Source organism: Streptomyces sp. NPDC056161 (genome assembly GCF_042268025.1).
Taxonomy (GTDB): Bacteria; Actinomycetota; Actinomycetes; order Streptomycetales; family Streptomycetaceae; genus Streptomyces.
Window position 1 is genome coordinate 113,661 of record NZ_JBHJUV010000020.1, and the last position, 26,003, is coordinate 139,663.

Genomic DNA, 26,003 nt, shown 5'->3' on the forward strand with positions numbered 1-26,003 from the left:
GTCATCCAGTCAGAGGGCGTGATGTACAGGGAGGTTCCGCCTATTCTCATACTTTTCTCAGCAAGGCTGCGGAAACACCGCAAGGCCCCGTGCGCTCCGGGTCCCGCCCGGCGGACCGCCCCGGCGCCGCCCGCGAAAGTGCCGTACATCACGGTACGGATGCGGCGGGCCGGGCGGTTGTGGGCCGGGGCCGGCGCTCAGGCCCCGAACGCCTTGCTCTTGCCCTTCACCGGCTTGGCGCCGGCCAGGAGGTGGGGCGGGACCAGGTCACGGGCGGGCTCGGTGTAGCCGACCGAGACGATCCGGTCGCCCTGGTAGGTGAAGGTCGTCAGCGACGCGAGCGTGCACTGCCGCTTGCGCGGGTCGTGCCACAGCCGCCGCCCCTCCACGTACGAGCGCACGATCCAGATCGGGAGCTGGTGGCTGACCACCACCGCCTCGTGCCCGCGCGCCCGGTCCCGGGCCGCGTCCAGCGCGCTCTTCATCCGGACCACCTGGTCGACGTACGGCTCGCCCCAGGACGGCCTGAACGGGTTCACGAGGTACTTCCAGTTGCCGGGCTTGCGCAGCGCGCCGTCGCCCACCCCGAACGCCTTGCCCTCGAAGAGGTTCTCCGCCTCGATCAGCCGCTCGTCGGTGTCGAGGGCCAGCCCGTGCGTCTTGGCGATCGGGGTCGCGGTCTCCTGCGCCCGCTCCAGCGGGGAGGCCACGACGTACGTCACATCGCGCGGGGCGAGGTGCTCGGCGACCCGGTCGGCCATCTGCCGTCCGAGTTCGGACAGGTGGTAGCCGGGCAGCCGCCCGTAGAGGACCCCGTCCGGGTTGGCGACCTCGCCGTGCCGCATGAGGTGGACGACCGTGATGTCCTTGTCGGTGCTCATGCGGTGGCCTCCGCGGCGGCTCGGGCCGCCGCCGGAAGGGCGTCGGCGATCTTCTGGAGGGCCCGTTCGTCGTGGGCCGTGGACACGAACCAGCACTCGAAGGCCGACGGCGGCAGGTAGACGCCGTTCGCGAGCATCGAGTGGAAGAAGGCGGTGAAGCGGAAGGATTCCTGCCGTTTGGCGTCCTCGTAGTCGCGTACCCGCCGGTCGGTGAAGAACACGGAGAACATGTTGGAGGCGGCCTGCACCCGGTGGGCGACGCCCTCCTTGGTCAGCGCCTCGGTGACGAGGGAGCGGATCTGCGCGGAGACGCCGTCGACCGTCTCGTAGGCCGCGTCGTCCAGCAACCGCAGCTGCGCGACGCCGGCGGCGGTGGCGACCGGGTTCCCGGAGAGCGTGCCCGCCTGGTAGACCGGCCCGGCCGGGGCGAGGTGGGCCATGACGTCCGCGCGGCCTCCGAAGGCGGCCGCCGGGAACCCGCCGCCCATCACCTTGCCGAAGGTCATCAGGTCCGGCCTGACGCCGTCGATCCCGTACCAGCCGCTCCTGCTGGTACGGAAACCGGTCATCACCTCGTCGGAGATGAACAGCGCGCCGTTCTTGGCGCACGCGTCCTTCAGTCCCTGGTTGAACCCGGGCGCGGGCGGCACGACCCCCATGTTGCCGGGCGACGCCTCCGTGATCACGCAGGCGATCTCACCCGGGTACCGGTGGAACGCCTCCTGCACGGCCTCCAGGTCGTTGTACGGCAGGACGATGGTGTCGCCGGCCTGGGCACCGGTGACGCCCGGGGTGTCGGGCAGCGCGAAGGTGGCGACCCCGGACCCGGCGGCGGCCAGCAGCGAGTCGACGTGCCCGTGGTAGCAGCCGGCGAACTTGATCACCTTGGCCCGGCGGGTGAACCCGCGCGCCAGCCGGATGGCGGACATGGTCGCCTCGGTCCCGCTGGACACCAGCCGCACCTGCTCGACGGGCTCGACCCGGGCGACGATCTCCTCGGCGAGGACCACCTCGCCCTCACCCGGCGTACCGAAGGACGTACCACGCGCGACGGCCTCGTGGACGGCGGCGATCACCTCGGGGTGCGAGTGCCCGAGGATCATCGGGCCCCAGGAACACACGAGGTCGACGTACTCCCGCCCGTCGGCGTCGGTCAGATACGGACCGGAGCCCGACACCATGAACCGGGGAGTGCCGCCCACGGCGCGGAAGGCACGCACCGGCGAGTTCACGCCGCCCGGCGTGACGGCGGACGCGCGGTCGAACAGTGCCTGGGAGACGGGCGCTTCCCGCGGGTAGGGCACACCTGAAGGGGACGATTCACTCATGACCTGCGACTTCTCCGACCTCTCGGACCTTCTCCGAATTTCTCAGTATTTCTCGGAGTTGCTTGAAGTTAGTTACTTGGAGTTACTTGAAGCTACTTTGGAGTTACTTGGAGTTACCGGATTTATTGGAGTTGCATGGAGCCATCTGGCGCCACTCGACGTAAATCGGAGCTTCTCGGGCTCCGGTTTGCGCGGTGACCTCCTCAGGGTAGGCCGACGCCGTCATCACACCGGCAAACACGTTGTCGATCATCCGCGATCTGCGAGACTGGGGCCCGGACGGGCCTGACACACACAGAGGGACACACAGCTCGACGCAGCTCGGCACAGCTCGCACGGCACACGGTGACCGGGGGCCGTGAAGATCTTGCGGACTGGTGTTTCACCGCACGTTTCGGCGGGCGGCCGTGGGGGAGGTCACTGACACGATGATCGGGTTGCGCGGCGGGCGCCACGCGTCCTAGAAAAGCAGTCGGGTGGAGATATGCATCGCGGTGGCGGACTGGGCGAGGGGACCGATGACCTGGGTCCTCGACGCGCCCGGCGGGGAAGGCACCGGCGCGACGCGGAGGAGACCGAAGCACGTCCGCCACAGGGTGTACCGGGAGAGCCAGAGCGGAGCGACCGGCGGGCCGACCCCCGGGTGGACCGCCTTCGGGCGGCGAGCAGAAATGGTGGTCGGGTGGGGGTGACGTACAAATACTTCGGCGCGCCGGACGGCGCGACCGCGGCCCGCGTCCCGATCTCGATGCGCCCCGAGGAACTCGGCGGCGACGAGCTGGGCATGAACGGCATGTTCACCAAGATCAAGCCGGAGACGATGGCCGCGATGGTGCTGACCGGCATCGAGGGCGTGCCCCTGCACAAGGTGCCGCCGCTCGAACTCGTCGTCCTGCACCCCGACTACGCGGTCGTCAGGCTGCCGATGACGGTCGTCGACCCGCTCCGCGGCATCGGCGAGGAATCGGTGGGCGCGGCGGCGTTCATCTGGTCCACGGTCCCGGACCGCGGCGGCCCACGGGACGCGTTCAACGTGTACCAACTCCTCCACGAATGGCAGGACTTCAGCCATCGGCTGCACGAGGCGGGGCATCAGCCGTATTGCCTGGTGTGGCCCTGAGTCGAGTTTCCTGCGGATCGGGTGGGGCTTCGGGCTCCGCCCCGGCCAGTGTCCGACGGTGGTCGGCAGCGGCCAGGGCCCGGCCAACGGGGGGCCGCCCAAGGCAGGTTGAGGGCTGGATGAGAGCCGGTTGCGGACCGCGACTCATGTCGGCCGAGGTGCTCGGAGATGCGGAGTACAGACCGTCGCCTCGCAGCGGAGCACGGCCGTCGGGCCCAGTGCGGTGCAGTGGGCGGCGAATGGCCGTGGCGAGTCCCTGGTACCGGACGCGGTGGCGAACCCGAGATCCGCGAACCGCAACACTTAGTTTCAAACGATACCGTATTGAATGAAGTAGTTTGGCGTCATGGCTACCGACGTTCCCCACCGCACCACCACCCCGCACACGACCGACCGCCCCGGGGATCCCTCGCCCTTCGCCCTCGGCCTGCTGCTGCGCCGGGCGCACTGGCGTGCGGCCGCGGTGATGGGAGAGGCGCTCCGGCCACTCGGCATCGAGCTGCGGCATTTCGCGGTACTCATCGAGCTGGTCAATCACGGACCCACGGCGCAGCGGGATCTGACGGCGGCGACGGGAACGGACAAGGCCGGGATCATGCGCATCGTGGACGACCTTGAGCGCAAGGGTCTCGCCGTACGCAAGGCCGTTCCGGGTGACCGCCGGGTCCGGGCCGTGGAAATCACGCCACAGGGACTGGAGTTGTTCGACGCCGCCCACGTGGCGGCGGAACCACTGGCCGCGAGTCTGACTGCCGAGCTGGGGCACGGCGAGCGCGAGCAGTTGACGGATCTGCTGACCCGGCTCGCCCACCCCGCGGACGACGAGGCGTAGGCGACGAGGCGCAGGCGCGCCCGTTTCGTCGGGGCACCCGGGGTGAGCGCGCGTCGCCCTCGCGCCCGGCGTCAGCGCCGCCTTGCCGCGAGCCGCGCCGACCGGCCGCACACCCGGCCGCCCGCCGCACCGGGCCGCCCCGCCCCGCCCCGCCCCGGAACCACGAGGGCACCGGCACCGCCGGGCGTCCGCCATTTCCCGCAAGGCACAGCGCCAGTAAGTGGAGCCAAGGACTGAGAGTCGGCAGAGACGGCCGGCAGCCCACTCGGTATTACACGATACCATATCGTGTAATACTATTGAATGGCGAAGCGAACCCGTCGAGCGGATGGAGGCAGGCGATCATGGATGCCTACCAGGCGGTCACGAGCCGGCGAGCGGTGCGCGCGTTCACCGACCGCCCCGTCCCGAGGGAGGCACTGGAGCGCGCCCTGTCCGCCGCGGCCTGGGCGCCGTCCGGATCGAACATCCAGCCGTGGCACACCTATGTGGTGACCGGTGCGCCACTGGCCGAGATCAAGAAGCGCACCGGCGAGCGCCTGACCTCAGGTGATCCCTGGGACGAGCCGGAGTACGAGATGTACCCACCCGTACTGAAATCTCCCTATCGCGAGCGCCGATCCGCCTTCGGCGAGCAGCGCTACGGCGCACTCGGCATCCCGCGCGAGGACCTGCAGGCGCGTCAGAGAGCCGCCGCCGCGAACTGGGACTGTTTCGGCGCACCCGCCGCCCTGTTCTGCTACATCGACCGCGGCATGGGCCCGGCCCAATGGGCGGACGTCGGAATGTATCTACAGACCGTCATGCTGTTGCTGCGCGCCGAAGGGCTGCACAGCTGTCCGCAGATGGCCTGGGCGAAGTTTCACAGGACCGTCGCAAAGGTCCTGTCACCCCCGGACGAGCTCATCCTCTTCTGCGGCATGTCGATCGGGTTCGAGGACGTCACCGCAGGCGACACCCGCATAGGCCGGGCGCCGCTCGACGAGACGGTCACATTCGCCGACTGTCTGTGACGCCCCCCTCCGCAGGCGGCCAAGGGACCGTTTCTTGTCCCACCCACGTAACCGTTCGTATGCCATATTCCGTACATCACCTCACGAAAGGCATGTCCCGTGAAGATCGCAGTCATAGGCGGCACCGGACTGATCGGGTCGCAGGTCGTCAAGAACCTGACCGCCGCCGGGCACGAGGCGGTACCGCACTCGAAGTCCACCGGCGTCGACGTCATCGGCGGCCAGGGACTGGACGAGGCGGTGGCGGGCGCCGACGTGGTCGTCAACCTGACGAACTCCCCGACCTTCGACGACGCCTCCCCGGCCTTCTTCCAGACCTCGATGGACCACCTTCTGGCCGCGGCCCGCAAGAACGGCGTCGGCCACGTCGTCATCCTCTCGATCGTGGGTACGGACCAGGTGCCGGAGCTGGACTACTACCGGGCCAAGACACTCCAGGAGAACCTCCTCGCGGCCGGGTCGATCCCCTACTCGATCGTCCGGGCGACGCAGTTCATGGAGTTCATGGACGCCGTCCTGTCCTGGACTGCCGACAGCGGCACCGTCCGGCTGCCCGCCACGCCGATCCAGCCGATCGCCGCCAAGGACGTATCCGCCGCGGTGGCGGAGGTCGCCGCGGGCGCCCCGCTGAACGGCATCCGCAACATCGCCGGCCCCGAGATCTTCACCCTGGACGAGCTGGGCCGGATCACCCTGGCCCACAAGGGCGACCGCCGCACCGTCGTCACCGACCCCAGCGCCGGCATGTTCGCCATGGTCAAGGGCGACGTCCTCACCGACAAGAACGCCCGCCTGGCTACCACTCGCTACGCCGACTGGCTCTCCTGACCCCGGCGCCTTCTGCGCGCCCGGTCCCAGCCCGGCGGTCTCTTCGTCGCGCCCGCCGGGTGACCAGATCTGTGCCCTGCCCCTCTCCCCTCGCTGCGTGAAAGGCAGGATTCCAGCCACCGGTTGCCTGTAGCGGGAGCGTCAGCCTTACTACGGGGAACGGCCCTGACGCGCGGTGCGGCGGGGCGGCCCCGCCGCACCGCGCGCCGTCTCGACGACACAAGGGTGACGGATTCGGTTCCGACGCCGGTGGGGTGTGCTGATTTATTGACGCCGGTGAGGTGTGCCGATTTGTTCACGTCCCTGTGCCGGGCCCACGGGCCCGTCTTCGTGGTCGGGGCGGTCCTGGTCGTGGTCAACGGGCAGGGACTCGGGCCGCTGTGGTGGGCCGGGGTCGCGCTGCTCCTGGTCGGCATGGTGATGCGGTGGGTGCTGGTGCGGGCCCAACGGCCGCCGCCGGGGCGGGTGCCGGTCCGGGTCGGGGTGCCGGTCGCCGGGCGCTGGGAGGCGGCCAACGGACCCGCCACCAAGATCCCCAGCCACACCCACAGCCATGCGCAGACCTACGCCATCGATCTGATCCATCGTCCTCGCGCGTCGGGCGGGGAGTCCGAAACACCCGCAGTGGCACCCGAGTTCGCGGCGGTCTGGCCGCCGGTCCGCCGACCGGAGCGTTACCCGGCCTTCGGCCGGCCCGTGCCGGCCCCCGGGGACGGGCGGGTCGTGGCGGCCGTCGGCGGACACCGGGACCACCTCACCCGCACCTCGCTGCCGGGCTTCGCCTACCTGGGCGTGGAGGGCTTCGTACGGACTCTGGGGCGGCGGGGGCACCTCTTCGGCAATCACCTCGTCCTCGACCTCGGGGACGGGGTGTACGCCTGCTTCGCGCACCTCAGACGCGGCTCGCTGCGTGTCTCCGTGGGCGACCGGGTGTCGGCCGGGCAGCGGTTGGCCGACTGCGGCAACTCCGGCAACTCCTCGGAACCGCACCTCCACTTCCAGCTCATGGACGGCCCCGATCCGGTGACCGCGCGGGGCGTGCCCTTCGAGTGGCGGTACGTCGACGACGACGGCGAGACCCGCACCGGCGTCCCCGGGGACGGGACGTGCTTCGTGCCCGCGCCCGTACGGCCGGCAGGGGAGCCGACGCGCTGAGCTGATACGGGAACGGAGGCGCGGATACGGAAGTCGGCGCTCTGATAGGGGAGCTGACGGGGTGAACGGACACCGCCGCGCGCCGGGCTCCCGTGGTGCGCCGGGCTCCCGCCGCGGAACGGGCCCTCGTCGCGGAACGGGCCCTCGTCGCGGGGCGAGCCGCGACACCGACGCACCGTCAGTCGGCGACCAGGTGGCTGTCGAACCCGGCCCGCACGAGCCGCTCGTAGGCGTCGTGCACCTCCCCCGGCACGTCCTGCTCGATCGCGAAGCCGGGTTTCGGGTACTCGATCACCCGCTGGAGGTCGCCGACCAGCGTGTCGATGACGAGCGGGCCGTCACCGAAGGACTTGATGTAGGCGCCCAACTCCTGTGGCGCGAAGGCGCATACGACATCGATCGCGGGCTCACATGCTGCTCGTTCGCAGGGTGGCCCACACTCCCGGGTCGGGTCGCCTGCGTCACCAGTGGCCTGCGAGGCCGAGCCGCCTGTGCCGCCTGTGTCGCCTGTGTCGCCTGTGTCGCCTGTTCGAGGGTGGACGGCGCCCCCCTGCACGATTTTCGGCCAACTTGCGGATCGCACAGGGTGATCGGAACCGTGCCGAACCGAAGAAGGCGACCGCGTCAGAGCGAGCGATCCAGGCCCCAGGCTGTCTGAAAGTGATCGCATACCAACCTTTTAAATGTTCCTGGATTAGCCGTCTGCCGGACTTGGGCAGTCTCACCGGGCCACCGGTGTGTGATCTTCACCGGCCCGTCCGGGACCGTCACGCGCCACTCGCCCACTCCGACAGGAGGTGCAGTGATGAAGCTTCTCTTCGCCATCCGCAACAAGGTCGCGGCAAGCAAGAGCCTGAAGGCGAACGCCTGGTACCTCTGGTACTGACGCCCGACCTCTCGGCCGTACTGCCGAGTTGACATCGTTGTCCGGCCGTACCGTATCCGCTGTTCCGCGGTCCGGCCGGACGACGGCGTGCCGTCCGCGACCCCTTCCGGAGCATCCATGACCACGTCAACGCCGCCGCGCGCACGCACCACCGTGTTCTCTCCGCGACTGGCCGCCCTCATCGACGACCACGTGGGCCAGGACGTCTTCCGTCTGGAACCCGACACCATCGGCATCGCGGGGCACGAGGTCGCCGACCGGATTCTCGCCGCGCGCCGTGCCACGGAGACCGAACGGCCCACGTTCAAGCCACTGCACGGGCGCTCGATCTCACGCACCGAGGCGTCGACAGTGACCCGGACCATCGGCAACGACGTACGCGACGCGCTCAAGGGGACGCTGCCGAAAGACGTCGACCTGTCCGGGCCCTGGCCGCTGACCGGGCACCTGTTCCTGCGCGACCTCATCCTCGGCCGGGACCCGTACCGGTTGCGCATGCTGATGAGCCGCACCCTCGAACTGACCCCCAAACTGACCTGGTCGGTCATCGCGCTCGGCGCCGCGCTTCCCGGCTGGCCCCGGCCGGGCGACGACCTCACCGGACTCGCGAACCGGGCGGCGCGGGCGACGGGTTACCAGGAACGCCGGTACGCGATGGGCGTCTACCGCAGGGCAGCCGCACCGGTCTGCTTCACCGTCTCCACCCTCGTGGCCAACGCGCTCTGGCTCGGTGCGCCCTTCGCCGACGACACGCCGAACCGGAACCTGATCCACGAGTCCCTGCGGCTGCTGCCGCCCTCCTGGAACATCCTGCGCAACGCCTCCCCCGAGTATCCGGCCGTCGACGGCCGGATCGGCGAGAAGGACGACGTCCTCCTGCTGCCGCTGCTCTCCCACCGTGATCCGGCTCTGTGGGACGACCCGGACGCCTTCCGTCCGGAGCGCTGGAACGAACTCGATCCCGACACCGCGCCGGGCTACCTGCCGTTCGGCCACTCCTCCGAGCGGTGCTGGGGACGGCACATGGTCATGCCGCTGGCCGAACTCCTCCTGGACCTGATCCGCGGCTCCGGACTGGTGGTCGACCCGGACCAGCGCGTCGGCAAGGTGCCGCTCCTCGGTCTGCTGGGTGTCGAGGAGGTGCGCCTGACGAAGGCGGCCCGCGTGCGGTGAACGTCTCCCGCTGTCCGACTCCGCCGGCCCGGCCGGCGTACGGCTGAGACCCCGTGGTCGGCCGGCCGCGGGACTCAGCAGTACGGCGGCTGCTGGGTCAGGGACGCCGCCACCCGCATCCAGACCCCGAACTGGCGGTACAGCGCGGGCAGTCGGCCCTCGGCCCGGACCGTGCGGCTGTCGGTGGCGGTGACTCCGGGGAGGCCCGTCAGGGTGGCGGCCACCGAGGACGACTGCCAGCGGACCGTGAGGGTGGCGTCGGACGGAGCGGCGGACGGCCGCTTCGGGGCGGGCGACAGGGCCGCGGCGACCGTGTCCTCGATCGCCTGCCGGGCCTCCGCCTCGGGGCGCAGTTCCGCCGCGAAGCGGTCACGGGCGTACTTCACCGGCACCGTGGCGATCCGGTCGTCCCACGCCGTGGCCTCCGCGCAGGCCGCGTCGTCGCCGGTGAGCACGGCCACCGGGACGCCGAGGGCCGCCGCGGTGGCCTGGGCCAGGCCGATCTCGCCCACCGGGCGGCCGTCCAGCCAGATGTCCTCGATCTCGTGGCCCATGAAGCTGTGGCTCAGCACGCCGAGCGCCCCGGCCCGCGAGTGGTAGCCGACGCAGACGACCGCGTCGTGGTCGGCGGTGAGCCCCTCCAGCATGACCATCTGCTTCGGCCTGCCCCGGATCAGGCGGGCCGCCGGGTGCAGGGCCTCGGGGTACAGGTTGCGCATGGGGCCGTGGGCGTCGTTGACGAGGATGTCGGTGGCACCGGCCGCGAGGGCGCCCCGTACGGCCGCGTTGACGTCCTGGGCCATCATCGACCGGCCCCGCTCGTAGTCCCGGCCGCCGGGCTGCACGTCGTCGGCGTCGACGAGCCCGGTGATGCCTTCCATGTCCACGCTCAAATAGATACGCACGGAGCCCGAGCTTATAGATCTATAGATCTACTGAATCCGCACGGCGAGCGAGCTTAGGCCCCTCCGACCCTACGTGATGTAGGTTCCCAGCTGTCCAGGGCCGTACGACTCCTTCTTCGGGGGCATCATGCAGGGCACGAACGCGGGTACCGACGCACAGCAGGCACGGCGCCCGCAGTCGGGCGCGCGAGCGGGGGTCGGCGGCCTCGCGCCCACCATCGCCGTACTCGTCGTAAGCCTCGCCATCGCCGCCGTGGGGGTGTACGAGCTGTGCGGATTCGGGCTGCACAGCCTCGACCGACGGCCGCATCTGTTCAGCGACGGGCTCGCCACCGGCGGTGTGATCGTCGCCGTGGTGGCGGCCGGGGCGGCGGTGGGCAATCTGGCCTGGCACCTGGCGTCGACCCGGAGTGGCACGGAGACCGCCGGGGCGGAGCGGAGAGCGGCGGGCCGGGCCACGGAGCGGTGAGCCGGGCCGGAGTGGGGTGAGCCGGGCCGGCGGGCGGCGAGCCGGGCCGGCGGGCGGCGAGCCGGGCCGGCGGGCGGAGCGCGGTGGGCAGCGGGCAGCGGGCAGCGGGCAGCGGGCAGCGGGCAGCGGGCAGCGGGCAGCGGGCACAGCGAACGGCGAGGCGGGTCACAGAGAGTCGGGCCAGTGGGCCAGGGCACGGGCGGGCGATTCTCCTTGCCCCTCTCCGTCCGTCTTCTTACCTGGCCAATACCCTACAAGTTGTAGGGTTGTTGGACTTGGCTTCCGTTCCTCTTCCGGTCCCCCGTCCCCCTTCCGGTCCCAAGGTGCCGGTCACCATGCCCGTACAGCAGTCGACGCCGACTTCCGCTCAGGTCCCCGTGCGGCACGACCGCCGCCGCCCCGCCGTGCCCGCCCGGCTGCGGGCGCGGGCGGCCGCCGCGACCGTCTGGTACCTGCGGCTGCTCGCCGTGCTCAACATCGCCGCGGTCGTGTCGCTGCCGTTCCGGGAGGAGGTGCACGAGCACAACGGGGGCGAGTTCTTCACGCCGTACCTGGCCACCGCGGGCCTGGGCTCGGCGGCGTTCGCGGTGTTCCTCGCGGTGGTGATGCGCCGCCGCAAACGCGCCGCCTGGGTCTTCAACCTGCTCCTCGCCGGCCCCCTGTGCTGCCTCTATGTGCTCGCGCTCGCCACCGGCACCTACGGCGCGCACCTCTTCAACTGGCTCTCCACCGCCCTCACCGGCCTGTTCGTGGCCGCGCTGCTGATCGGCCGCCGTGAGTTCGACGCCATCGGCGACCGCTCCAACCCACGGCTCGCGGCGGCCGCCGGCGCGGGCGGCCTCCTGGTCAGTGGCGCCCTCGGCACGCTCCTGGTGAGCGCGACGAACCGGCAGTCGGGAGCGAGCCTCCAGGACCGGATCGCGTACACCCTGCTGCGCGGCGTCAGCGTGGGCCCGCTCGCCGACCGGGTCGACGCGGTGAGCGCGCCCCACTGGGTCGACATCGTCGTCAACGTCCTGATGGCCGCCACCGTCCTCCTCGTGCTGTACGCCTGTTTCCGCGCCCCGCGCGGCCGGGCGCTGCTCGCCGCCGAGGACGAGGAGCGGCTGCGGACCCTGCTGGAGCTGCACGGCGAGCGCGACTCGCTCGGCTACTTCGCGCTGCGCCGGGACAAGGCGGCCCGCTTCTCCCCGAGCGGCAAGGCCGCCGTCACCTACCGAGTGGTCAGCGGCGTCAGCCTGGCCTCCGGCGACCCGATCGGCGACCCGGAGGCGTGGCCCGGTGCCATCGACGCCTGGCTCGCCGAGGCGCGCCGGCACGCGTGGACGCCCGCGGTGATGGGCGCGAGCGAGGAGGCCGGCACCGTCTACGCCCGGCACGGCCTCGACGCCCTGGAGCTGGGCGACGAGGCGATCGTGGAGCTGGCCGACTTCACGCTGGAGGGACGGGCGATGCGCGTGGTCCGCCAGGCGCACAACCGGGTCCGGCGGGCCGGGTACACGGTGCGCGTCCGCCGCCACGCGGACATCCCCGAGGCCGAGATGGCCCTGCTGGTCGACCGCGCCGACCACTGGCGGGACGGCGCCACCGAACGGGGCTTCTCCATGGCTCTCGGCCGCCTCGGCGACCCGGCGGACGGGCGCTGCGTGATGCTGGAGTGCCGGGACGCGACGGGGGAACCGCGCGCGCTGCTCAGCTTCGTCCCCTGGGGCGGGCACGGCCTGTCCCTGGACCTGATGCGCCGGGACCGGGCGTGCGAGAACGGGCTGATGGAGTACATGGTCGTGGAACTGCTGCTGCGTGCCGGGGAGTTGGGCGTGCGGCGGGTGTCGCTGAACTTCGCGATGTTCCGGTCCGTCTTCGAGCGCGGCTCCCGGCTGGGGGCGGGCCCGGTGCTGCGGCTGTGGCGGTCGGTGCTGACGTTTTTCTCCCGCTGGTGGCAGATCGAGTCCCTGTACCGGGCGAACGCCAAGTACCGGCCGTTGTGGGAACCGCGGTTCCTGCTGTTCGCCAAGAGCAGCGACATCCCGCGCATCGGGCTGGCGAGCGCCCGTGCGGAGGGCTTCCTCACTCCGCCGGGCTTCCTCACCCGGCCCGGCCTGCCGTCCCTGACCCGGCTCAGGCGCGCGCCGCGCGCTTAGGGTCCCGGTCGCTCCCCACTCACTTCCCGCTCACCTCACCCGCTCACCTCCCGGCCCGCGGACCCGCCCTTAGCTGACTTCGTAGCTGACTTCGTAGCTCACTTCGTCGCTCACCTCGTCGCCGCTTGTCGGCCACCGGCCGCTTGTCGGCCGGCGACCACCGAGATGCCGCAGCCCGCTTCCGGCTCGCGCCGCCGCAGCCCGCTGCCCGCACGCGCCGCCGCAGCCCGCTCCGCGATCCGCGGGTCACCTCGTCCCCGCCACCCGCAACACCGTGACCACCAGGGTCCGCGCCACCTCCACCACCTCCCGCACGGACACGTGCTCGTGCGCGCTGTGCGCCACCCGTACGTCGCCCGGCCCGTACTGGAGCGTCGGCACACCCGCCGCGGCATAGAGCCTGAGGTCGCTGCCGTAGGGAGCGCCGCGCTCCCGCGGGCGGGCCGCCCAGCCGTTGGCGTCGGTGCAGGCGTCACGCACCTCGTCGCGCAGCGGGTGTCCGGCAGGCAGCCGCCCGCTCGCGAACTGCCCGCCGGGCCAGCTCACGGTCGCCGGATGCGCCGCGAGCCACGGGTCGGCGGCGCACGCCTCGGCCACCCGCTGCTCCAACTCGGCGCGCGCGTCGGCCGGTTCCTCGTCGAGCCGGACGCCCAGCCGGCCCTCGGCGACCAGCAGGTCCGGCACGGTGCTCGCCCAGTCGCCGGCCCGGAGGGTGCCGACGGACAGCGCGTACGGGAGCGGGTACTCGGCCATCAGCGGGGACGGATCGCAGTTGCGGTCGGCCTCCAGAGCGGCCAGCGCCCGGTGCAGCGGCAGATAGGCGTCGACCGCACTGACCCCGGCCTCCCGCGAACCGGCGTGCGCCGCCCGGCCGGGAACGGCCAGCCGGAAGGTGAGGGCACCCGCGTTGGCGGTGATCAGGGTGCCGGAGGTCGGCTCGGTGATGACGCAGGCGTCACCGGTGTGCCCGCGCCGCAGCGTGCCGAAGGCACCGATCCCGCCGTCCTCCTCACCGACCGTGCAGTGCACCGCGACCCGGCCGCGCGGACGCACCCCCGCCGCCCGGACCGCGGCCAGCGCGGCGAGGTGCGCCACCAGCCCGGCCTTCATGTCGCAGGCGCCGCGCCCGTGGACCACGTCCCCGCGCACCCTCGGTACGAACGGGTCGCCGTCCCAGGCCGCCGGGTCCCCGGGCGGTACGACGTCCACATGGCCCTGGAGGATCAGCGTGGGCCCGTCGCCGTCCCCTGTGGTGTGCCCGACCAGGCCCCATGCCTCGTCGCGGGGCGCCTCCAGTCCGGGGAAGGCGGGGTCGGCGAGCAGGGCCGGCAGGTCCATGGACCACAGGTCGACCTCCAGTCCGAGCCGCTCCAGGCGCCCGGCGAGGTGGTGCTGGAGTTCGGACTCGGCGGCGCTCCCGGTCACGCTGGGGATCGCGATCAGCTCAAGCAGGGTCCGGCCGATGTCCGCCTCGTCGAGGTGGGCGAGGGCGGCGGCCTCCGCGTCAGTCAGCATGCGGTGCTCCTTCGGCCGTTCCCGGCTGCCGGGCCTTCGTCACGATCTCCGTCACGGTCTTCGTCACGATCTTCGTATCGCTCCCTCGCGACCTCCCTCGCGACCTCCCTCTTGGTCTCCCTCGCGATCTCCCTCGTGGCGGACGCGCCGAACACCCTCGCTCGCGATCTCCCTCATGTCCCGTCGCCCTCATGTCCCGTCGCCCGGATCCCCGGTGACGCCCCCGCCCACCGTGAAACCGATCACCGCGCCGCCGCCGTCCCGGCGCAGCGCGAACGGTGCTCCGCCGTGTGCCATGGCCACCTCCCGCACGATGGACAGGCCCAGCCCGGAGCCGGGCAGGGAGCGGGCGTCGGCGGCGCGGTAGAAGCGGTCGAAGATACGGATCAGGTCGCCGTCGGCGATGCCCGGTCCGCGGTCCAGGACCTCGACGCGCACCGGTCCGGCCGGACGGGCGTGCACCCGGGCCGAGCCCGCCCCGCCCTCGTAGGGACGGAAGAACTGCCGGGCCGTGGCGGGCGCCGGGCCGGTGATCCGGACCTCGATGGGCGAGCCGCGGTCGCTGTCGAACTTGGCGGCGTTCTCCACCAGGTTGGACAGCGCGCGCTGGAGCATGCCGGGTCGTCCGTCGGTGACGGTGTCCCCGCCGGTCCGCAGCGTGATCTCCCGGCCGGTGCGGCGGCGCGCCAGGCCCACCACGTCCTCGGCGATGTCCGCGATGTCGATCCGCTGTGTCGGCTCGGTGTCGGACTGCCCGGCGGCGAGGTCGACCAGTTCGTTGACCAGGTCGGTCAGCTCGCGGGCCTCCTGGGTGAGGTCGGCGACGAGGTCGTCGCGGGTGCCGGGCGGCAGCTCGTCGATGCGGCGCAGCAGGGAGATGTTCGTACGCAGGGAGGTCAGCGGGGTGCGCAGTTCGTGGCCCGCGTCCTGGACGAGCCGCCGCTGGTCCTCCTCCGACTGGGCCAGCCGCCCCAGCATCCGGTCGAACGCCCGGCCCAGGCGGCCGACTTCGTCGAGGCCGGCGACGGGCACCTGGATGCCCAGCCGGCGGGTGCGGGCGACGTCCTCGGCGGTGGTGGTGAGGATGACCAGGCGCCGGGTGATCCGGCGGGCCAGCCACCAGCCGACGAGTCCCGCGGCGATCACGACCGCGGCCATCAGGACCAGCGTGCGCTGCTGGAGCGCCCGCAGCAGGTCCTCGGTGTCGCTGAACTCCTGCGCGACCTGCACGGCGCCCCGCCCGTCGCCGAGCGCGACGGTGGCGACGCGGAACAGGTCGTCGGCGACCCGCACGTCGGTGTACTGGACCGTCCGCCCGGCCTCCTTGGCGGTGGCGACGCCCCGGTCCTTGACGGTGACCGGCAGCACCGGGCTGCCGTGGTCGACGATCTCGCCCTGGGCGCCGAGCACCTGGACGTCGGTGCGGCTGGGCCGGACCACGTCGTGTCCCGGCCGGGTGGAGCTGAAGTCCTGCGGAACCATCTCCTTCTGCCGTACCTCGCTCTGCACGTCCTGCACGACCTGGGTGAACACGGACTGCTGGTCGACGCGGACCAGCCGGGCGGCGGCGTTGTAGGACAGGATGCCGACGAGGATCGTGACGGTGGCGGTGATGGCCGCGAAGGACACGGCGAAGGTGGTGCGCAGCGAGACGAGCTTGGGCCGACGCAGCACCGTCAGCCGGCGCAACGCCGACAGTCTGCGCAGCGCGGGCGAACTGCGCAGGGCCGACAGTCCGCGCAGCGCGGGCGGCCTGCGCGGGGCCGTCGACCGGCGCAGGCGGCCCACTCAGTCCTCCCGCAGCACGTAACCCACGCCCCGCACGGTGTGGATGAGCTGCGGTGCGCCGGGTTCGTCGAGCTTGCGGCGCAGGTAGCCGACGTAGACGGCGAGGTTCTTGGAGCCGGGTCCGAAGTCGTAGCCCCAGATGCGGTCGTAGATGGTGGAGTGGTCGAGCACGATGCCGGCGTTGCGGGCCAGCAGTTCCAGCAGTTCGAACTCGGTGCGGGTCAGCTCCAGCTCCCGCTTGCCGCGCCAGGCCCGACGCGCCTGGAGGTCCATGCGCAGCCCGGCCGCCTCCACCTGGCGGTCGTCGGCGTGCGCCTCGCGGACCGGGGCGGCACCGGCGCCCCCGCTGCTGCCGCCGCCTCCGCTGCCGCCCGCGGCCACCGGGGTGGTACGGCGCAGCAGGGCACGCAGCCGGGCGAAGACCTCCTCGACGTCGAACGGCTTGACCACGTAGTCGTCGGCCCCGGCGTCGAGGCCCGCGATCCGGTCGGCGGTCTCGACCAGCGCGGTGAGCATCAGGATCGGGGTGCGGTCGCCCTCGGCGCGCAGCACCCGGCACACCTGGAGGCCGTCGATCCCGGGCATCATCACGTCGAGGAGCAGGATGTCCGGTGGGGTGCGGTGGGCATGCGCCAGCGCTTCCACGCCGTCGGCGACGGCCGTCACCTCATAGCCCTCCAGCGTCAGGGCCCGCTCCAGGGCATGGCGGATGGCGCGGTCGTCTTCGGCGAGCAGCACAGTCTGGGGCACGCACCCAGTTTGCCAAGTCCCCCGACGGTTCGAGCGGGCCGAGCGGACGTACGATCACCCTTTTTACCCGGCTCTCACCGTCCCGGACGCAACCTGAAGCCGGGGCCTACCGTCTTCTCACCGTCGGCCGGAACGCGCCGCGGCGCCGGCACTCAGGGGGCACACCGCGGGTCCTCAGGCGGTGCGGAGCCTCGCCAGCTGCTCCTCGAAGGGCACCACGTCGAGGACGTCGTCGGCCCTCGACTCGACGGCCTCGTCCCCCGACCCACCCGCCGCGCGCCCCGCGCGCACCGCCTGCCCCAGGCTCCCCGCGCTCCTCACCGTCTCCTCGTGCCCCGGATTCCCCGGCTCCCCAACAGTCCCCGGCTCCCCCTCACTCCTCTCAGGCCCCGATTCCCTCATACTCCCCGCCTTCCCCGCCTTCCTTACCTTCCCCTCATTCCCCCTGCTCACCGTCAGTCCGGTCATCAGCGCGGCCAGCTCCGCCGCCGCCCGGTCGATCCGTTCCGCGAGACCCCGCCCGCCCCAGTCCTCCGAGGCGGCGTACACGGCGGTCGGTACGACCACGGCCTTGAGGTAGGCGAACAGCGGACGCAGGGCGTGCTCCAGGACCAGGGAGTGCCGTGCCGTGCCGCCGGTCGCGGCGATCAGCACCGGCTTGCCCGCCAGCGCGTCCGGTTCGAGCACGTCGAAGAAGGACTTGAACAGCCCGCTGTACGAGGCGGTGAACACCGGGGTGACGACGATCAGCCCGTCGGCCCGGGTGACCGCGTCGAGCGCGGCGGACAAGGTGCGGCCCGGGAAGCCGTTGGTGAGGTGGTGCGCGATCTCCACGGCGAGTTCGCGCAGCTCGACGACCTGGGCGTCGGCCGCGACGTCCGGCACGGCGGCGGCCAGCCGGTCGGCGAGCAGCCGGGTGGAGGACGGGACGCTCAGTCCCGCCGAGACGACGACGAGCTTCATGCGGCGGACACCTCCTTGGCGCTGAGCAGCGAAGCGTGGGTGGGGGCTTCGGGCACGTCGGCCGGGCGGCCGACGGCGAACTCCTTGCGGAGCACGGGTACGACCTCCTCGCCGAGCAGGTCGAGCTGTTCCAGGACCGTCTTCAGCGGCAGCCCGGCGTGGTCCATCAGGAACAGCTGGCGCTGGTAGTCACCGGCGTACTCGCGGAAGGAGAGCGTCCGCTCGATGACCTGCTGCGGGGAACCCACGGTCAGCGGGGTTTCCGCAGTGAACTCCTCCAGCGACGGGCCGTGCCCGTACACCGGCGCGTTGTCGAAGTACGGACGGAACTCATGCACCGCGTCCTGCGAGTTCCGGCGCATGAACACCTGACCGCCCAGCCCGACGATCGCCTGCTCCGGCGTCCCGTGCCCGTAATGCGCGTACCGCGTCCGGTACAGCTCGACCATCCGCTTCGTGTGCTCGGCCGGCCAGAAGATGTTGTTGTGGAAGAAACCGTCACCGTAATAGGCGGCCTGCTCGGCGATCTCCGGCGAACGGATGGAGCCGTGCCACACGAACGGCGGCACACCGTCCAGCGGACGCGGCGTGGACGTGAAGCCCTGCAACGGAGTGCGGAAACGCCCCTCCCAGTCCACCACGTCCTCACGCCACAGCCGGTGCAGCAGCGCGTAGTTCTCCACCGCCAGGTTGACGCCCTGCCGGATGTCCTGCCCGAACCAGGGATAGACCGGCCCGGTGTTCCCGCGGCCCATCATCACGTCCACCCGGCCGTCCGCCAGGTGCTGCAACATCGCGAAGTCCTCCGCGATCTTCACCGGGTCGTTCGTCGTGATCAGCGTCGTCGACGTGGACAGCACCAGCCGCTCCGTCCGCGCCGCGACGTACCCCAGCATCGTGGTCGGCGACGACGGCACGAACGGCGGATTGTGATGCTCACCCGTCGCGAACACGTCCAGCCCGACCTCCTCCGCCTTCAACGCGATGGCGACCATGGCCTTGATCCGCTCGTGCTCGGTCGGCACACCGCCCGTCGTGGGGTCCGGCGTGACATCACCGACGCTGAAGATCCCGAACTGCATGGCCGCTCACCCTCCGATTGGTTGACGATTCAACTATACCCGCCCAACGGTCGGCCTCGGCTCCGTATTCCGCGGGTCCGGCGGGTGCCGAGCGTCCGGCGGGTCCGGCGGGTTCAGCGGGTCCGGCGGGTCCGGCGGGTTCAGCGGGGCCCGCCGTCGGCGCCCCGGGCCCTTGTCAGTACCCCGGCCTACGATCCCGGCATGGCAGCCCCACGCCGTGACACCCGAGGCATCGTCGACCCCGCGGAACTCTTCGCGCACGTGGACTTCCGGCGCCGGGAGCCGTTCCGCAGGCCCACGGCCCCACACGGACCCGGCGACCCCGACGCCCCACCCGGCAACCCCGGGACACCCGGCAACCCCGGGACACCCGGCAGCCCCGGGAATCCGGCCCCGCCCCTACGCCCCTACCTGGAGCACTACTGGCTGATCGACTGGGACCTCAGCCGGCCGTACGTCTCCCAGGTCGTGCCGCACCCGTCGGTGAACGTGGTCTTCCAGCGGTTCGCGGGCGAGGAGCCGTTCGCCGAGGTCGCGGGGGTCGGGCTCGGTCTGTTCGCGCAGAAGCTGGAGGGCCGGGGCCGGGTCTGCGGGATCCAGTTCCGGCCCGGCGGCTTCCGGCCCTTCGCCCCGGACCGCCCGGTGGCCGACTGGACCGGCCGCCGCGTCCGTTTCACCGAGGTCTGGCCGGACGCCGACCCGCGGGCCGTGCTCGACCCGGACGACGAGGACGCCCGCGTCGCCGCCCTGGACGCGTTCCTGCTCGGCCGCCTGCCCCGACCCGACCCGCAGGCCGACCTCGCGACGGCCCTCGTGCACCGCATCCGCACCGACCGCACGATCCGCCGCGTCAGCGACTTCGCCCGCGCCGAGGGCCTGTCCGTACGGCTGCTGCAACGTCTCTTCGCCGGGTACGTCGGGGTAGGGCCGAAGTGGGTCATCCTGCGCTACCGCATCCATGAGGCCCTGGAGCGCGCCGAGACCGAACGCACGGTGGACTGGGCGGCCCTGGCAGCCGACCTCGGCTACGCGGACCAGGCCCACCTGGTCCGCGACTTCACCGCGACCGTGAGGATGTCCCCGACCTCCTATGCGGCAGCGGTACGCCCCGGGGCGGCGCGGGAGACCCCGTGACGGGCCCCGCACAGCCACCGGTGACCGGCCCGACCCCGACAACCGCCGCCCCCACCACACCACCGACCGGCCCGGCCCCGACAACCGCCGCCCCCACCACACCACCGACCGGCCCGGCCCCGACAACCGCCGGCCCCATCACACCACCTGCCGGCCCGGCCGCACCGTGCGGCACCGGCCGGGCGACGACCGCGGCCGCCTCCCCCGGATCCGAACCGGCACCGGGCCAGGGGAGATCACCGCTCCCGGTGCACCTTCGTGTTCGACGCCTGGGCCCGCGGACGCAGGACCAGCAGATCCACGTTGACGTGGCTCGGGCGGGTCACCGCCCAGGTGATCGTGTCCGCCACGTCCGCGGCGGTGAGCGGCTCGGCCACCCCCTCGTACACCTTCGCCGCCTTCGCCGCGTCCCCGCCGAAGCGGGTCAGCGCGAACTCGTCCGTCTTGACCATGCCGGGGGCGATCTCGATGACGCGCACCGGCCGGCCCACGATCTCCAGGCGCAGGGTCTCGGCGAGGACGTGTTCGCCGTGCTTGGCGGCGACATAGCCGGCGCCGCCCTCGTAGGTGCCGAGGCCCGCGGTGGAGGAGACCACCACGACCGTGCCGTCGCCGCTCGCCTCCAGCTTGGGGAGCAGTGCCTGGGTGACGTTGAGGGTGCCGATGACGTTCGTCTCGTACATCGTGCGCCAGTGGGCCGGGTCGCCGGTGGCGACCGGGTCGGCGCCGAGCGCTCCGCCCGCGTTGTTGACCAGCACGCCGACCGTCCTGAAGGCGGTCGCGAACTCGTCGACGGCGGCCCGGTCGGTGACGTCCAGCTGGTACGCCGTCACCTCGTGCCCGGCCTCGGTCAGTTCCTCGGCCAGCGCCTCGATGCGGTCCTTGCGGCGGGCCGTGAGGACCACCCGGTACCCGGCCGCGGCCAGCCCGCGGGCGGTGGCGGCGCCGATTCCGCTGCTCGCACCGGTGACGACGGCGATGCGGGAGGCGGCGGACGGTACGGCGGGGGCCATGGGCTTGCTCCTCGGACAGGCGTACGGGCTACGCCACCCAGGGTAGGCGACCGGCACCGCCGTGCGGCGTCCGTACGATCAGCCGGAGCCGCGCGGCGCCCACATGATCACCGCCATCCCGACGAGACAGATCAGCGCGCCGGTGAGGTCCCAGCGGTCGGGCCGGTAACCGTCGGCGACCACGCCCCACAGGATCGAACCCGCGACGAAGATCCCGCCGTACGCGGCGAGGATGCGGCCGAAGTGGGCGTCGGGCTGGAAGGTCGCGACGAAGCCGTAGGCGCCGAGGGCCAGCACGCCCCCGGCCATCCACAGCCAGCCGCGGTGCTCGCGGACGCCCTGCCAGACGAGCCAGGCGCCGCCGATCTCGAAGAGGGCGGCGACGACGAACAGGGCGGCGGAGCGGAGGATCAGCATGGCGGCAGCTTGGCACGCCCGGTGTCACCTGTTGGAGGGCGCCTGACGTCCGCTCCGCGTGGGATACATCCCTCCGTACGCCCTGGCCTCCGGCAGACGTCATGGCCTTCCTCGGGTTCCGCGGGTCGTCATGGCCTTCCGGGGGTCGTCATGGCCGTCCGCGGGTCATGGGCGTACGCACTCGGCAACGGGCTCGGCAACGGGCTCGACATCGGACCGGACGACGGAGTGGGTGACATGTGTAGGACACAGAGTGGGTGGCATGCGTAGGACGAGGGTGCTCGCCGTGTGGGGGACCGCCGTACTGGCCGCGGTCGCCGCGGCCGGGCCCGCCGGGGCGACCGGAACGGGCGGTGCGGCCGGTGGGGCCGGTGCGGCTCGTGCGCCGGAGGCGGATCTGGCCTACCACGGGTCGGCGGTGCTGAGCGGCGGACGGGTCGACGTCCGGTTCACCCCGCGCAACCACGGACCGTCCGCCGTACCGGGCGCCAGCGTGCAACTGCGCTGGTCGGTACCGCTCGCGGACCGGCTGGAGCTGCCCGCCGGGTGTGCGCGCACGGGCGAGCGGGTGCTGGTCTGCGGGACGGGACCGCTGGCCGCGGACGGCTTCGGGGAGCAGATCCGGCTCGGCGTGACGCTGCGGGACCGGCCCACGGAGGTCACGCTGGAACTCGACACGGTGTGGAGCGGCGGCACGGTGGACGACAACCGGGCCAACGACCGGGAACAGGTGGTGATCCTCGCCACCGGGGACCCGTACTCGTTCTGACAGGCGAGGGAGCGGAGCTGGACATGACCGGGGACGCAAGCGCGCGGACGCGGCTGCTGTCGGAGCTGGCCACCGTCTCCCGCCGCTGCATGGCGTCGTACGCCCTGTTCAACCAGGCCGTCGCCGACCACCTGGGCCTGCACCCCACCGATCTGCAATGCCTGAACCTGCTCACGCTGGAGCGGACGCCGGTGACGACCGGCCGGATCGCGGAACTGACCGGGCTGACGACCGGTTCGGCGACCCGGCTGGTGGACCGGCTGGAACGGGCGGGCTACGTCGTCCGGGAACGGGACGCGGCCGACCGGCGGCGGGTACTGGTGGCCACCGTGCCGGGGAGGATCGCGGAGTTCGAGCGGGCGTGGGAACGGCTGGGCGGTGACTGGTCCGCCCTCTTCGAGGACCTGGACGACACCGAACTGGCCGCGGTCGCCCGCCACCTGAAGCGGACGGTGGCCTTCAGCTCCGACCGGATCGGCCACCTGCGCGAGAACCGGCCGTAGGACGCGGGACCCCGGGCGGCTGCGGCCGGTGAGCCGGAGCCCGCCGGTCAGCCCTTCACGCAGACGACCTGCTTCAGTTTCGCGACGACCTCCACCAGGTCCCGCTGCTGGTCGATGACCTGTTCGATCGGCTTGTAGGCGCCCGGGATCTCGTCGACCACCCCGGAGTCCTTGCGGCACTCCACGCCGCGCGTCTGCTCCTCCAGGTCCTTCGTGGAGAAGCGGCGCTTCGCGGCGTTGCGGCTCATCCGGCGACCGGCGCCGTGCGACGCGGAGTTGAAGGACTTCTCGTTGCCGAGGCCCCGCACGATGTACGAACCCGTGCCCATCGAACCCGGGATGATCCCGTACTCACCGGAGCCGGCGCGGATCGCGCCCTTGCGGGTGACGAGCAGGTCCATGCCGTCGTAGCGCTCACGGCTCACATAGTTGTGATGGCAGCTCACCTCGGGTTCGAAGGCCGGCTTCGCCTTCTTGAACTCCTTGCGGACGACGTCCTTGAGGAGCGCCATCATGATCGACCGGTTGTACTTCGCGTACTCCTGCGCCCAGTACAGGTCGTGCTCGTACGCCGCCATCTGCGGGGTGTCCGCCACGAAGACGGCGAGGTCGCGGTCGACCAGGCCCTGGTTGTGCGGGAGCGAGTGGGCGATCCCGATGTGGTGCTCGGCGAGTTCCTTGCCGATGTTGCGGGAACCGGAGTGCAGCATCAGCCACACCGAGCCGGAGGTGTCGACGCACACCTCGCAGAAGTGGTTGCCGGAGCCCAGCGTGCCCATCTGCACGGCCGCCCGCTCACGCCGGAACCTGACCGCCTCGGCGACCGAGTCGAACCGGTCCCAGAAGCCCTCCCACCCCGAAGTCGCGAGCCCGTGGAAGCGGCCCGGGGTGACGGGGTCCCGGTGCATCCCGCGGCCCACCGGAATCGCCTGCTCGATCTTGGAACGGAGGCGGGAGAGATCCCCGGGCAGGTCGTTCGCCGTCAGCGAGGTCCGCACGGCGGACATGCCGCAGCCGATGTCCACGCCCACCGCGGCCGGGCAGACGGCGCCCCGCATCGCGATGACCGAACCGACCGTCGCGCCCTTGCCGTAGTGGACGTCGGGCATCACGGCCAGGCCCTTGATCCAGGGCAGCGTGGCGACGTTGCGCAGTTGCTGGAGCGCGCCCTCCTCGACCGTGGCGGGATCGGTCCACATACGGATGGGGACCTTGGCACCCGGTATTTCTGTGTACGACATGTCTTCCCCATTCCCCCATGAGTCACAAAAAGCCCTAGAACCGAAATAGGGCAGAAGCAGCGCCAAGGTCGATGAAATGCGACAACGGACCGGCATGGGCGGCGGCGCGTGCGATACACATTGTCTCCAGGTGGCGCCCCGCGGCGGCAAGCGAAATACCGGCGGGGACACCGGCGGACCCAACGCGCCGACAGCGTCGAGAGGAGCCTGACCGTGCAGCGGAAGGCGTATGTGACCGGCACCGCAGCCCTCCTCGTGGCGCTGCTGACCGGCTGCACCGGCGGCTCCGCGGCCACGGGGGCGGCGGACAACGCGAACCCCGGCGACGCGGGCACCGCCACCGAGGCGGCCCAGCCCGGCAAGTACCGCACGCTCCCCGAACCCTGTGGCGCGGTCGGCCGCGGCACGCTCGACTCCCTGCTGCCCGGGATCAAGGAGCTTCCCGACCCGGACCAGCGGAGCAAGGCGTACGACGGCACCGCGACGCTGACGTACGACACCGACCGCAAGGTCGGCTGCCGTTGGAAGGTCCAGTCCGCCGACGCCGCCGACCATCTCTACGTCGACTTCGAACGGGTCGTCTCGTACGACAACTCCGTCAGCGACGACAACCAGGCTCAGAAGCTGTTCGCGAGCAGGGAGACGGCGGCCGACCTGCCCGTGCCCAGCGCGCCCGCGTCCGGATCCTCCCTGGCGCCGATGGCGGGCGCCGGGCCGGTCGTCGGCGCCTCGCCCTCCGGCACGCCCTCTCCCTCGTCCTCGTCCTCGTCCTCGGCGCCCTCGGCCGGCGAGTCCGACGGCACCGCCTCCGCCGATCTCCAGCCGCGTGTGCTCGACGGCCTGGGCGACGAGGCGTTCCTCGACGACCAACTCGGCACCTCGGGTTCGACGGCCGAACAGCGGACGGTGACTGTGGTGTTTCGCACGTCCAACGTGATCGTGACCATCGAGTACGCGGAGCAGTCGATGACCGTCGGCGCGACCCCCGACAGCAAGGAAATGCAGGACAGGGCACGGAATCTGGCCGTGCAACTGGCCGGCTCGCTGTCCGGCTGACGGCCCCCTCGGCTCCTGACGGGAGGCTCCGCCGGGCCGCCGAACCGGAACCGCACCGCTCACTCACCGCGTACCGTGGGCCCCTCGGACGATCCGACCGCAGGAACACGAGCGTCATGAGTGAAGGAACCATGCAGCGAGCAGCCCAGCGAGACGACCAGCCTGATCAGCGTGAAGGGCGAGCGGGACGGTTGCGCCGCGCCCTTGTCTGCGCGGCCGCCGTGTCGGCCGCGCTCGCCGCAGCGGGCTGCTCCTCGGACTCCGGCTCCCCGAGCGGCGACGCCAAGCAGTCGGCGAGCGACAGCAGCACCGGCACCGGCACCGGCTCCGCGAGCCCCACGCCGACCGTGCAGGCCGCCGCGTACCGCACGCTGCCCGAGTCGTGCTCCGTCCTGTCGAAGAAGACACTGGGTCAACTCGTACCCAAAGGCTCCAAGTCCGGCAAAAAGGGTAGTTCCAATGACGCGGCGTCCCGGGCCAGCTGCTCCTGGAGCAGCCTGGACGACAACGGGGTGAAGGGCTCCCAGTTCCGCTGGCTCAACGTCTCCCTCCTGCGTTTCGAGTCCGGTACCGGCCGCGGCTCCGCCGACGAGCAGGCGCGGGCGTACTACACCAAGCAGGTCCAGGACGTCCGGGCGGTGACCGGGGCGAAGAACCTCAAGTCGCAGGCCGTCAGCGGCACGGGCGACGAGGCGACGGCCTTGCGCTACGACCTGAAGAAGAAGGAGGGGGACTTCAAGCAGCAGACGGTCGTGGCACGCGTCGAGAACGTCGTCGTCACCCTCGACTACAACGGCGCCGGACTGGCCGGTGAGAAGACCCCGAACGCCGACGACCTGCTGAAGTCCGCGCAGCAGGCCGTCAAGGAGGCCGTGACCGCGGTGGCGTCGGCGAACACGGGCAGCGCCGCGTCGCCGTCCTCCTCGCCGTCCGAGTCCGCCGACAAGTCGCCGTCCCCGGCCAAGTCGGCCTCCAAGTCGCCCTCCAAGGAGGCGTCCCCGTCCGAATCGTCGGCCAAGAAGGGCTGACGGGCGGCCTGCT

General features: G+C 71.8%; 26 protein-coding genes. 14 read left to right on the forward strand and 12 right to left on the reverse strand.

Features of this window, described 5'->3' with window-relative positions:
* Positions 1–197: 197 nt before the first annotated feature.
* On the reverse strand, positions 198–881 hold the full coding sequence (locus tag ACFC09_RS20330; RefSeq protein ID WP_376530059.1) for a histidine phosphatase family protein: 684 nt from the start codon (positions 879–881) through the stop codon (positions 198–200).
* Positions 878–2,209, reverse strand: a complete 1,332-nt coding sequence (gene hemL, locus ACFC09_RS20335) for a glutamate-1-semialdehyde 2,1-aminomutase (RefSeq protein WP_376530061.1) — start codon at positions 2,207–2,209, stop codon at positions 878–880. Before hemL ends, ACFC09_RS20330 begins: the two co-directional genes overlap by 4 nt.
* A gap of 484 nt (positions 2,210–2,693) precedes the next feature.
* Between hemL and ACFC09_RS20340 the strand changes: the two genes are divergently transcribed.
* The 5 genes from ACFC09_RS20340 to ACFC09_RS20360 all read left to right on the forward strand — a co-directional run bounded on the left by ACFC09_RS20340 (position 2,694) and on the right by ACFC09_RS20360 (position 7,157).
* Positions 2,694–3,329 (forward strand): hypothetical protein, encoded by a 636-nt coding sequence (locus ACFC09_RS20340; protein WP_376530063.1) that lies wholly within the window; start codon positions 2,694–2,696, stop codon positions 3,327–3,329.
* A gap of 346 nt (positions 3,330–3,675) precedes the next feature.
* Positions 3,676–4,161, forward strand: a complete 486-nt coding sequence (locus tag ACFC09_RS20345) for a MarR family winged helix-turn-helix transcriptional regulator (protein ID WP_376530065.1) — start codon at positions 3,676–3,678, stop codon at positions 4,159–4,161.
* A gap of 344 nt (positions 4,162–4,505) precedes the next feature.
* Positions 4,506–5,174, forward strand: coding sequence for a nitroreductase (locus ACFC09_RS20350; protein ID WP_376530067.1), 669 nt, complete (start codon positions 4,506–4,508; stop codon positions 5,172–5,174).
* Positions 5,175–5,273: 99 nt separating this feature from the next.
* Positions 5,274–6,002, forward strand: coding sequence for an SDR family oxidoreductase (locus ACFC09_RS20355; RefSeq protein WP_376530069.1), 729 nt, complete (start codon positions 5,274–5,276; stop codon positions 6,000–6,002).
* A 291-nt stretch (positions 6,003–6,293) separates the two neighbouring features.
* Positions 6,294–7,157, forward strand: coding sequence for a M23 family metallopeptidase (locus ACFC09_RS20360; protein WP_376530071.1), 864 nt, complete (start codon positions 6,294–6,296; stop codon positions 7,155–7,157).
* Positions 7,158–7,335: 178 nt separating this feature from the next.
* On the opposite strand, the gene ACFC09_RS20365 is transcribed toward ACFC09_RS20360, so the two are convergent.
* Complete coding sequence (locus tag ACFC09_RS20365) at positions 7,336–7,524, reverse strand: hypothetical protein (RefSeq protein ID WP_376530073.1); 189 nt, start codon at positions 7,522–7,524, stop codon at positions 7,336–7,338.
* Between the two features lie 438 nt (positions 7,525–7,962).
* Here ACFC09_RS20365 and ACFC09_RS20370 point away from each other — a divergent pair, with 438 nt between their 5' ends.
* Together ACFC09_RS20370 and ACFC09_RS20375 are read left to right on the forward strand one after the other, a co-directional pair.
* On the forward strand, positions 7,963–8,043 hold the full coding sequence (locus ACFC09_RS20370) for a tryptorubin family RiPP precursor (RefSeq protein WP_359070958.1): 81 nt from the start codon (positions 7,963–7,965) through the stop codon (positions 8,041–8,043).
* A 117-nt stretch (positions 8,044–8,160) separates the two neighbouring features.
* Positions 8,161–9,216 carry a cytochrome P450 gene (locus ACFC09_RS20375; protein WP_376530075.1) on the forward strand — a complete coding sequence of 352 codons (1,056 nt, stop codon included), beginning with the start codon at positions 8,161–8,163 and terminating at the stop codon, positions 9,214–9,216.
* 74 nt (positions 9,217–9,290) lie between these two features.
* Here the strand turns inward: ACFC09_RS20375 and ACFC09_RS20380 are convergent, their stop codons facing one another.
* Complete coding sequence (locus ACFC09_RS20380; RefSeq protein WP_376530077.1) at positions 9,291–10,121, reverse strand: M55 family metallopeptidase; 831 nt, start codon at positions 10,119–10,121, stop codon at positions 9,291–9,293.
* 127 nt (positions 10,122–10,248) lie between these two features.
* Between ACFC09_RS20380 and ACFC09_RS20385 the strand changes: the two genes are divergently transcribed.
* A complete protein-coding gene (locus ACFC09_RS20385) occupies positions 10,249–10,590 on the forward strand; it encodes a hypothetical protein (protein ID WP_376530080.1) in 342 nt (113 codons plus the stop codon).
* Between the two features lie 335 nt (positions 10,591–10,925).
* Positions 10,926–12,731, forward strand: coding sequence for a phosphatidylglycerol lysyltransferase domain-containing protein (locus ACFC09_RS20390; protein WP_376530083.1), 1,806 nt, complete (start codon positions 10,926–10,928; stop codon positions 12,729–12,731).
* Between the two features lie 246 nt (positions 12,732–12,977).
* Here the strand turns inward: ACFC09_RS20390 and ACFC09_RS20395 are convergent, their stop codons facing one another.
* From ACFC09_RS20395 to ACFC09_RS20415, 5 genes are all read right to left on the reverse strand, one after another.
* Positions 12,978–14,246, reverse strand: a complete 1,269-nt coding sequence (locus ACFC09_RS20395) for an ArgE/DapE family deacylase (protein WP_376530085.1) — start codon at positions 14,244–14,246, stop codon at positions 12,978–12,980.
* A 189-nt stretch (positions 14,247–14,435) separates the two neighbouring features.
* Positions 14,436–15,944, reverse strand: a complete 1,509-nt coding sequence (locus tag ACFC09_RS20400; protein WP_376530191.1) for an ATP-binding protein — start codon at positions 15,942–15,944, stop codon at positions 14,436–14,438.
* Positions 15,945–16,034: 90 nt separating this feature from the next.
* A complete protein-coding gene (locus ACFC09_RS20405) occupies positions 16,035–16,784 on the reverse strand; it encodes a response regulator transcription factor (protein WP_376530088.1) in 750 nt (249 codons plus the stop codon).
* A 174-nt stretch (positions 16,785–16,958) separates the two neighbouring features.
* Positions 16,959–17,747 carry an FMN reductase gene (locus ACFC09_RS20410; protein ID WP_376530091.1) on the reverse strand — a complete coding sequence of 263 codons (789 nt, stop codon included), beginning with the start codon at positions 17,745–17,747 and terminating at the stop codon, positions 16,959–16,961.
* Positions 17,744–18,829: an LLM class flavin-dependent oxidoreductase gene (locus ACFC09_RS20415; protein ID WP_376530093.1), complete on the reverse strand. Its 1,086-nt coding sequence runs from the start codon at positions 18,827–18,829 to the stop codon at positions 17,744–17,746. Before ACFC09_RS20415 ends, ACFC09_RS20410 begins: the two co-directional genes overlap by 4 nt.
* A gap of 201 nt (positions 18,830–19,030) precedes the next feature.
* On the opposite strand from ACFC09_RS20415, the gene ACFC09_RS20420 reads away from it, so the two are divergent.
* The gene (locus ACFC09_RS20420; RefSeq protein WP_376530094.1) at positions 19,031–19,963 is read left to right on the forward strand and encodes a DUF6597 domain-containing transcriptional factor; all 933 of its coding nucleotides are present in this window, start codon (positions 19,031–19,033) and stop codon (positions 19,961–19,963) included.
* A gap of 236 nt (positions 19,964–20,199) precedes the next feature.
* Here ACFC09_RS20420 and ACFC09_RS20425 read toward each other — a convergent pair whose 3' ends face one another.
* Positions 20,200–20,976 carry an SDR family NAD(P)-dependent oxidoreductase gene (locus ACFC09_RS20425; protein WP_376530097.1) on the reverse strand — a complete coding sequence of 259 codons (777 nt, stop codon included), beginning with the start codon at positions 20,974–20,976 and terminating at the stop codon, positions 20,200–20,202.
* 78 nt (positions 20,977–21,054) lie between these two features.
* Entirely contained in the window at positions 21,055–21,393 is a 339-nt protein-coding gene (locus ACFC09_RS20430) for a YnfA family protein (protein WP_376530100.1), read from the reverse strand.
* 262 nt (positions 21,394–21,655) lie between these two features.
* On the opposite strand from ACFC09_RS20430, the gene ACFC09_RS20435 reads away from it, so the two are divergent.
* Entirely contained in the window at positions 21,656–22,162 is a 507-nt protein-coding gene (locus ACFC09_RS20435) for a hypothetical protein (protein ID WP_376530102.1), read from the forward strand.
* A gap of 23 nt (positions 22,163–22,185) precedes the next feature.
* Positions 22,186–22,665 carry a MarR family winged helix-turn-helix transcriptional regulator gene (locus ACFC09_RS20440; protein WP_376530104.1) on the forward strand — a complete coding sequence of 160 codons (480 nt, stop codon included), beginning with the start codon at positions 22,186–22,188 and terminating at the stop codon, positions 22,663–22,665.
* 47 nt (positions 22,666–22,712) lie between these two features.
* On the opposite strand, the gene ACFC09_RS20445 is transcribed toward ACFC09_RS20440, so the two are convergent.
* Positions 22,713–23,906 (reverse strand): RtcB family protein, encoded by a 1,194-nt coding sequence (locus ACFC09_RS20445; protein WP_376530107.1) that lies wholly within the window; start codon positions 23,904–23,906, stop codon positions 22,713–22,715.
* A 213-nt stretch (positions 23,907–24,119) separates the two neighbouring features.
* Here ACFC09_RS20445 and ACFC09_RS20450 point away from each other — a divergent pair, with 213 nt between their 5' ends.
* Together ACFC09_RS20450 and ACFC09_RS20455 are read left to right on the forward strand one after the other, a co-directional pair.
* Positions 24,120–24,962 (forward strand): DUF3558 domain-containing protein, encoded by an 843-nt coding sequence (locus ACFC09_RS20450; RefSeq protein WP_376530109.1) that lies wholly within the window; start codon positions 24,120–24,122, stop codon positions 24,960–24,962.
* A gap of 116 nt (positions 24,963–25,078) precedes the next feature.
* Positions 25,079–25,990, forward strand: a complete 912-nt coding sequence (locus tag ACFC09_RS20455; RefSeq protein WP_376530111.1) for a DUF3558 domain-containing protein — start codon at positions 25,079–25,081, stop codon at positions 25,988–25,990.
* The last annotated feature ends 13 nt before the right edge of the window (positions 25,991–26,003 follow it).

Bases quoted from the DNA above. Each gene is read 5' to 3' on its own strand.
- ACFC09_RS20330 (WP_376530059.1), bottom strand. From the start codon at position 881: ATGAGCACCGACAAGGACATCACGGTCGTCCACCTCATGCGGCACGGC.
- hemL (WP_376530061.1), bottom strand. From the start codon at position 2,209: ATGAGTGAATCGTCCCCTTCAGGTGTGCCCTACCCGCGGGAAGCGCCC.
- ACFC09_RS20340 (WP_376530063.1), top strand. From the start codon at position 2,694: ATGCATCGCGGTGGCGGACTGGGCGAGGGGACCGATGACCTGGGTCCT.
- ACFC09_RS20345 (WP_376530065.1), top strand. From the start codon at position 3,676: ATGGCTACCGACGTTCCCCACCGCACCACCACCCCGCACACGACCGAC.
- ACFC09_RS20350 (WP_376530067.1), top strand. From the start codon at position 4,506: ATGGATGCCTACCAGGCGGTCACGAGCCGGCGAGCGGTGCGCGCGTTC.
- ACFC09_RS20370 (WP_359070958.1), top strand. From the start codon at position 7,963: ATGAAGCTTCTCTTCGCCATCCGCAACAAGGTCGCGGCAAGCAAGAGC.
- ACFC09_RS20375 (WP_376530075.1), top strand. From the start codon at position 8,161: ATGACCACGTCAACGCCGCCGCGCGCACGCACCACCGTGTTCTCTCCG.
- ACFC09_RS20385 (WP_376530080.1), top strand. From the start codon at position 10,249: ATGCAGGGCACGAACGCGGGTACCGACGCACAGCAGGCACGGCGCCCG.
- ACFC09_RS20390 (WP_376530083.1), top strand. From the start codon at position 10,926: ATGCCCGTACAGCAGTCGACGCCGACTTCCGCTCAGGTCCCCGTGCGG.
- ACFC09_RS20395 (WP_376530085.1), bottom strand. From the start codon at position 14,246: ATGCTGACTGACGCGGAGGCCGCCGCCCTCGCCCACCTCGACGAGGCG.
- ACFC09_RS20410 (WP_376530091.1), bottom strand. From the start codon at position 17,747: ATGAAGCTCGTCGTCGTCTCGGCGGGACTGAGCGTCCCGTCCTCCACC.
- ACFC09_RS20415 (WP_376530093.1), bottom strand. From the start codon at position 18,829: ATGCAGTTCGGGATCTTCAGCGTCGGTGATGTCACGCCGGACCCCACG.
- ACFC09_RS20420 (WP_376530094.1), top strand. From the start codon at position 19,031: ATGGCAGCCCCACGCCGTGACACCCGAGGCATCGTCGACCCCGCGGAA.
- ACFC09_RS20425 (WP_376530097.1), bottom strand. From the start codon at position 20,976: ATGGCCCCCGCCGTACCGTCCGCCGCCTCCCGCATCGCCGTCGTCACC.
- ACFC09_RS20430 (WP_376530100.1), bottom strand. From the start codon at position 21,393: ATGCTGATCCTCCGCTCCGCCGCCCTGTTCGTCGTCGCCGCCCTCTTC.
- ACFC09_RS20435 (WP_376530102.1), top strand. From the start codon at position 21,656: ATGCGTAGGACGAGGGTGCTCGCCGTGTGGGGGACCGCCGTACTGGCC.
- ACFC09_RS20440 (WP_376530104.1), top strand. From the start codon at position 22,186: ATGACCGGGGACGCAAGCGCGCGGACGCGGCTGCTGTCGGAGCTGGCC.
- ACFC09_RS20445 (WP_376530107.1), bottom strand. From the start codon at position 23,906: ATGTCGTACACAGAAATACCGGGTGCCAAGGTCCCCATCCGTATGTGG.
- ACFC09_RS20455 (WP_376530111.1), top strand. From the start codon at position 25,079: ATGAGTGAAGGAACCATGCAGCGAGCAGCCCAGCGAGACGACCAGCCT.